At 67.0% G+C, this 6,088-nt stretch carries 7 protein-coding genes; 5 read left to right on the forward strand and 2 right to left on the reverse strand.

Annotated features, from left to right (window positions below; translation table 11 throughout):
* Window position 1: 1 nt before the first annotated feature.
* Together QOD90_RS15560 and glgX are read left to right on the forward strand one after the other, a co-directional pair.
* Window positions 2-550 (forward strand): isochorismatase family protein, encoded by a 549-nt coding sequence (locus QOD90_RS15560; RefSeq protein ID WP_526351212.1) that lies wholly within the window; start codon window positions 2-4, stop codon window positions 548-550.
* A gap of 265 nt (window positions 551-815) precedes the next feature.
* Window positions 816-2,978: a glycogen debranching protein GlgX gene (gene glgX, locus QOD90_RS15565; RefSeq protein ID WP_526351214.1), complete on the forward strand. Its 2,163-nt coding sequence runs from the start codon at window positions 816-818 to the stop codon at window positions 2,976-2,978.
* 3 nt (window positions 2,979-2,981) lie between these two features.
* On the opposite strand, the gene QOD90_RS15570 is transcribed toward glgX, so the two are convergent.
* Window positions 2,982-3,335 (reverse strand): hypothetical protein, encoded by a 354-nt coding sequence (locus QOD90_RS15570; protein WP_526351216.1) that lies wholly within the window; start codon window positions 3,333-3,335, stop codon window positions 2,982-2,984.
* A gap of 93 nt (window positions 3,336-3,428) precedes the next feature.
* Here QOD90_RS15570 and QOD90_RS15575 point away from each other — a divergent pair, with 93 nt between their 5' ends.
* The 3 genes from QOD90_RS15575 to QOD90_RS15585 all read left to right on the forward strand — a co-directional run bounded on the left by QOD90_RS15575 (window position 3,429) and on the right by QOD90_RS15585 (window position 5,513).
* Window positions 3,429-3,884 (forward strand): MarR family winged helix-turn-helix transcriptional regulator, encoded by a 456-nt coding sequence (locus tag QOD90_RS15575; protein WP_526351218.1) that lies wholly within the window; start codon window positions 3,429-3,431, stop codon window positions 3,882-3,884.
* Window positions 3,881-4,702, forward strand: a complete 822-nt coding sequence (locus tag QOD90_RS15580; RefSeq protein WP_526351220.1) for an ATP-binding cassette domain-containing protein — start codon at window positions 3,881-3,883, stop codon at window positions 4,700-4,702. Before QOD90_RS15575 ends, QOD90_RS15580 begins: the two co-directional genes overlap by 4 nt.
* A gap of 70 nt (window positions 4,703-4,772) precedes the next feature.
* Window positions 4,773-5,513 (forward strand): ABC transporter permease, encoded by a 741-nt coding sequence (locus QOD90_RS15585; protein WP_526351224.1) that lies wholly within the window; start codon window positions 4,773-4,775, stop codon window positions 5,511-5,513.
* Window positions 5,514-5,520: 7 nt separating this feature from the next.
* Here QOD90_RS15585 and QOD90_RS15590 read toward each other — a convergent pair.
* The coding region (locus QOD90_RS15590) for a mannosyltransferase YkcB-related protein (protein WP_526351222.1) at window positions 5,521-6,088 on the reverse strand (568 nt) is incomplete at its 5' end.

Consider the following 6,088-nt stretch of genomic DNA (forward strand, 5'->3'; position numbering starts at 1 on the left):
CATGCGTGCTCTCATCGTCGTCGACGTTCAGAAGGACTTCTGCGAGGGCGGCGCGCTGGCCGTCGACGGCGGTGCCGCCGTCGCGCACGCGCTCACCGAACTACTGGCTGAGCACGACTACGACCACGTGGTGGCGACCATGGACTTCCACGTCGACCCGGGATCGCATTTCTCCGACAACCCCGACTTTCGCGAGTCCTGGCCGCGGCACTGCGTCGTCGGCACCGACGGCGTCGACTTCCACTCCGCGTTCGACCCCGCCGCCGTTGAGGCGGTCTTCACCAAGGGCGAGTACTCGGCCGCCTACAGCGGATTCGAGGGCACCGACGATTCCGGTGCCACCCTGGCCGACTGGTTGCGCCAACGCAGCGTCAACGCCGTCGACGTGGTCGGCATCGCCACCGACTACTGCGTCAAGGCCACGGCCGCCGATGCGGTCGCCGCCGGCTTCACCACCCGCGTCCTGCTGGACCTCACAGCGGGGGTGTCACCGACGACCACCGCGGAGGCCGTCGAGTCGCTGCGCGCCTCCGGCGTGGTCATCGCCTAGCCGCACGCACCCCACCCCGCCTGACCAACTCAGGGTGATCGTGAGCACACCGCCATCGTCGACGGTTTGCCGAGCCCGGTAACCGGGCAGTTCAGAGCTGGTATCGACGGGCATACCCCCGATTGGAGCGTCTCGCCCGCCAAGGTCCCGCGGCCAAGCGCACCGTATCGTCGCCTTGTTCCATCTCAGTCAACCCGGAGTGTGCACTTTGGCTTCAACCAGTTCGAAAGCCGCCAGTTCCAAGGACACCGCAACGGCAGCCGTCATGCCGACGTCGCAGCCCGATGCGCCCGCGAAGGATGACGTCCTGTGGGAGATGTGGCCCGGAAAGGCCTATCCGCTCGGCGCCACCTACGACGGCTCGGGCAGCAACTTCGCGGTGTTCAGCGAGGCGGCGGAGTTCATCGAGCTGTGCCTGTTCGACGCCGATGGCAACGAGACCAAGCTCAAACTCCCCGAGGTCGACGGCTTCGTCTGGCACGGCTTCGTGCCAGACGTCGAGCCGGGCCAGCGGTACGGCTACCGGGTGCACGGCCCGTACGACCCCCAGTCCGGTCAGCGCTGCAACCCCAACAAGCTCCTGTTGGATCCCTACGCCAAGGCCATCGACGGCACGTTCCAGTGGGACCAGTCGCTGTTCGGCTATGACTTCGGCGACCCAGACAGCCGCAACGACGAGGACTCCGCGGCCAGCATGCCCAAGTCCGTCGTCATCAACCCATTCTTCGACTGGGGCACCGACCGTCCGCCGCAACACGAGTACGCGGACTCGATCATCTACGAGGCGCACGTCAAGGGGCTCACCGAAACGCACCCCGACATCCCCGAGCGCAGCCGCGGCACCTATGCCGCGATCGCCCATCCCGCGATCATCGAGCACCTCAAGGAGCTGGGGATCACGGCGATCGAGCTGATGCCGGTGCATCACTTCGCCAACGACTCCACCCTGATCGACAAGGGGCTGTCCAACTACTGGGGTTACAACACCATCGGGTTCTTCGCGCCGGACTCGAAGTACGGTGCCAGCGCGACTCCCGGCGGGCAGGTCCAGGAGTTCAAGGCCATGGTCCGGGCCCTGCACGAGGCCGACATCGAGGTGATCCTCGACGTGGTCTACAACCACACCGCCGAGGGCAACCACATGGGCCCGACGTTATCGATGCGCGGTATCGACAACGCGGCCTACTACCGACTGGTCGACGATGACAAGCGCTACTACATGGACTACACCGGCACCGGGAACAGCCTGAACGCGGGCAATCCGCATGCGCTGCAGTTGATCATGGACTCGCTGCGGTACTGGGTCACCGAGATGCACGTCGACGGGTTCCGGTTCGACCTCGCGTCCACGCTGGCCCGCGAGTTCTACGACGTGGACAAGCTCTCGACCTTCTTCGAACTCGTCCAGCAGGACCCGACCGTCAGTCAGGTGAAGCTGATCGCCGAGCCGTGGGACGTCGGCCCAGGCGGCTACCAGGTCGGCAACTTCCCGCCGCAGTGGACCGAGTGGAACGGCAAGTACCGTGACACCGTCCGGGACTTCTGGCGCGGCGAGGACGCCAGCCTTGGCGAGTTCGCGTCCCGGCTCACCGGCTCGGCGGACCTCTACGAGCACACCGCGCGCAGGCCGGTGGCGTCGATCAACTTCGTCACCGCCCATGACGGGTTCACGCTGCGAGACCTGGTGTCCTACAACGAAAAGCACAACGAGGCCAACGGCGAGGACAACAACGACGGCGAGAGCAACAACCAGTCGTGGAACTGCGGTGTCGAGGGTGAGACGGACGACCCGGAGATCCTTGCGCTGCGCGCCCAGCAGGTGCGCAACTTCATCACCACCAACCTGCTGTCCCAAGGCGTGCCGATGATCTGCCACGGCGACGAACTCGGGCGGACCCAAGGTGGCAACAACAACGGCTACTGCCAGGACAACGAGATCACCTGGATCGACTGGGCGACAGCTGACACCGCACTGATCGACTTCACCCGTTCGGTCGCGGCGTTGCGTGCCGCGCACCCGATCTTCCGCAGGCGACGGTTCTTCGACGGGTTGCCGGTACGCATCCGGGGCTCCGAGCGCATTCCGGACATCTCGTGGTTCGCCCCCGACGGGTCGGAGATGAGCGACGAGGACTGGGACTCGGGCTTCGGGAAGTCGATCACCGTCTTCCTCAACGGCCAGGGCATCCCCGATCTGGATCCGCGCGGCCAGCGGGTCACCGACGACTCGTTCGTGCTGTGCTTCAACGCCCATCACGAGCCAATCGACTTCACGCTGCCGCCCAAGGAGTTCGGCCCGGCGTGGCAGCCGGTGATCTACACGGTCGAAGGGGCGGAGCCAACCGCCTTCAGTCCGGTTTCCGCCAATGCCAATCTGACGGTCCAGGCCCGGTCCGTCGTCGTGCTCCAGGCGGCCGAAGCCGAGTAGTCGTCACTCGACGATGTCGAAGAAGGAGTCGCCGTCCTCGGGGGCGCCGTCGATCTGACCTTCCTCGCGGCCGTGGCGCTGCGTGTCGAGGCGGTCGAGTTCGTCGCCGGCGACCAACTCGAGGCCGCCGCCTCCTTCGGAGTCGTGGGCGTCGCTCGCTTCGACCGCGTCCTCGCCTGTCGCGCCGACGTCGGGTACCTCGTCGGACAAGCGCTCATCGAGGGTCTCGTCGTCCTTGGCTGGGATCCATCGCTCTGGCGGATCGGCCACCTCGTCGCCATCGTCATTGCGAATCTCGTCGGAGTCGAGCTCCTCGGACTTTGACAGCGGGGCGTCGTCGAAATCGGAAGTGGACATCTCGGCCAGTTTCCCAACGTCGTCGCGCCCAAACACCCCCACCTCTCGCGACGGGGCGGATAGTTACCTCTGCGACAGAGGTATCGTGGTGTGGTGCCCACCACCACCACCGACCTCGTCGCCGAACTCCTGGCGACTGCGGGCCGCTTCCGCCGCCAGATGCGCCGCTCGGGGGGCGGACAGCGGATCGGCTCCGGGCTCCCCGAGTCGCAGGCCGAATTGCTCCGGCTGGTCGGCCGCCAGCCAGGCATCTCGGTTCGGCACGCCGCAGCCGAACTCGGCCTCGCACCCAACACCGCATCCACCCTGGTGTCGCGACTGAGCGCCGACGATCTGTTGGTGCGCACCACCGACCCCGAGGACAGACGCGTGGGACGACTGCGACTCACCGAGTCGGCGCAACGCATCGCCGACGAATCCCGGGCCGTCCGACGGGCCGCCCTCGGCGCCGTGCTGGCTCGGTTGGATGTCGATCAGCTCACTCGTCTGCACGACGGTCTGACCGTGCTGGCCGAAGTGACCCACCTGCTCAGCGAGGAGCAAGCATGACCACGCCCGCGATCGAATGCCGGAACCTGACCCACTGCTACGGCGACTTCACCGCCGTCGAAGACCTGACCCTCGAGGTCCGCGCCGGTGAAACCATGGGTCTCCTCGGCCCCAACGGCGCGGGCAAGACCACGGTGGTCCGGGTGCTCACCACCCTCACCCCCGTCCAGCACGGTGACGTGCGCATCTTCGGGCTGGACGCCCGGCGTGAGACGATGGACATCCGCCACAACCTTGGCTATGTGCCCCAACAACTTTCGATCGAGTCCGCTTTGACGGGGCGGCAGAACGTCGACCTCTTCGCCCGGCTGTACGACGTCCCGCGCCGGCAACGTCGCGGGCGCGTCGACGAGGCGCTGTCGGCCATGCAACTGCTCGACGTCGCGGACAACCTCGCAGGGACGTACTCCGGCGGCATGGTGCGCCGGCTTGAACTCGCGCAAGCGCTGGTGAACCGGCCGTCGCTGCTGATCCTCGACGAGCCCACGGTCGGCCTGGATCCGATTGCCCGCGATGGGGTTTGGTCACAGGTGGCCGACATGCAGCAGGAGTACGGGATGACGGTCCTGCTGACGACCCACTACATGGAGGAGGCCGACGCGCTGTGTGATCGCGTCGCCCTCATGCATCACGGCGCACTGCAGGCCGTCGGCTCGCCGAACGACCTCAAGGCGGCGCTGAGCTCGGACGCCTCTCCGAATGCGACGCTGGAGGACGTGTTCCGTCACTACGCAGGCTCCGACCTGACGGAGGATGCCACCAAGCGGGGCCTACGCGAAATCCGATCCAGCAGAAGGGTTGCCCGCCGTGTCAGTTGATGGGGACGTCACGGTCGAACTGATCCGCGCGCCACGCGGCGTGCGACGGCTTGGAGGCCTGCTGCGCCGGATGGGGGCCTTCGCGCTCGTCGAGTTGCAGAAGCTCTCGCACGACCGCAGTGAACTGGTCACCCGCATGGTGCAGCCCGCGCTGTGGCTGTTGATCTTCGGGCAGACGTTCTCGCGGTTGCACGTCATCGATACCGGTGACGTGTCCTACCTGGCGTTCCTCGCCCCGGGGATCATCGCCCAGTCGGCGTTGTTCATCTCCATCTTCTACGGGATCCAGATCGTGTGGGACCGCGACGCTGGCATCCTGGCCAAGCTGATGGTCACTCCTGCGCCCGCATCGGCCCTCATCACCGGCAAGGCGTTCGCGGCGGGCGTGCGGTCGGTCGCCCAGGTCGTCGGCGTCATGGTGATCGCGTACCTGATGGGCATCCATCTCACCGCCAACCCCCTGCGGATCCTCGGGGCGATGGTCGTCGTGGTGCTCGGATCGGCGTTCTTCGCTTGTCTGTCAATGACGTTGGCCGGCTTGGTGCGCAACCGCGACCGGCTGATGGGCATCGGACAGGCCATCACCATGCCGTTGTTCTTCGCGTCGAACGCGCTGTACCCGATCGACGTCATGCCGGTGTGGTTGCGCTGGCTCTCCGCGGTCAACCCGCTGAGCTACGAGGTCAACGCGCTTCGGGCGCTGCTGCTCGGGACGCCCGGCAACACGTGGCTGGACCTCACCGTGCTGGTGGCTGCTGCGGCGCTCGGGGTATTCACCGCATCGACGCTGTTGCGGCGCCTCGTCAGGTAGCGCCCGTCTACTTGGGCGCGAAGAGGTCGTACGCCGTGACGCCGCCGATGGTCGTCGAGTGGAAGTGGCCGCTGACCCACAGCAGGATGTCCGAATGTGGTCGAGCGCTGCTCTTCTCGCCGTCCTCGTCCTCCGCGACGGCACCGTGCGACGAACCCCGCGGCGCCAGGTAGTACGACACCTGATGCCGCGCGACGTCGTCCTTGAACTGCTCAAGGGTCGGCGTCGGGTCGGTGCCGGAGAAGCCGCCGATCGCCATCACCGCTGTGTCCGTGGCCAATTCGAGGCCGGCAGCCGACGAAGACCGATCGATGGCGGCAGACCACGGGGTGTCCGTCGCCTCCAGTAGCGCGTAGAGGCGGGGGTTGCCCACCGTCCGCCCGCCCGCATAGCCCCGGCCAGGGGGCCCGACCGCGGGGCCGATGCCCTGATGGGGCGCGTCGACCGTGGCCACGGCGTACGCCGTGGGACCGCCAAGGGTTCCGATCAGCGCCACGGACAGTAGCGCGGGAGCGACGTAACGACGGTGCGACGCCCACCGCCACAGCAGCGCCGCCGACGCCGGACCCGTCGCG

Origin of the sequence: Mycobacterium sp., assembly GCF_032161845.1 — a bacterium.
Taxonomy (GTDB): domain Bacteria; phylum Actinomycetota; class Actinomycetes; order Mycobacteriales; family Mycobacteriaceae; genus Mycobacterium.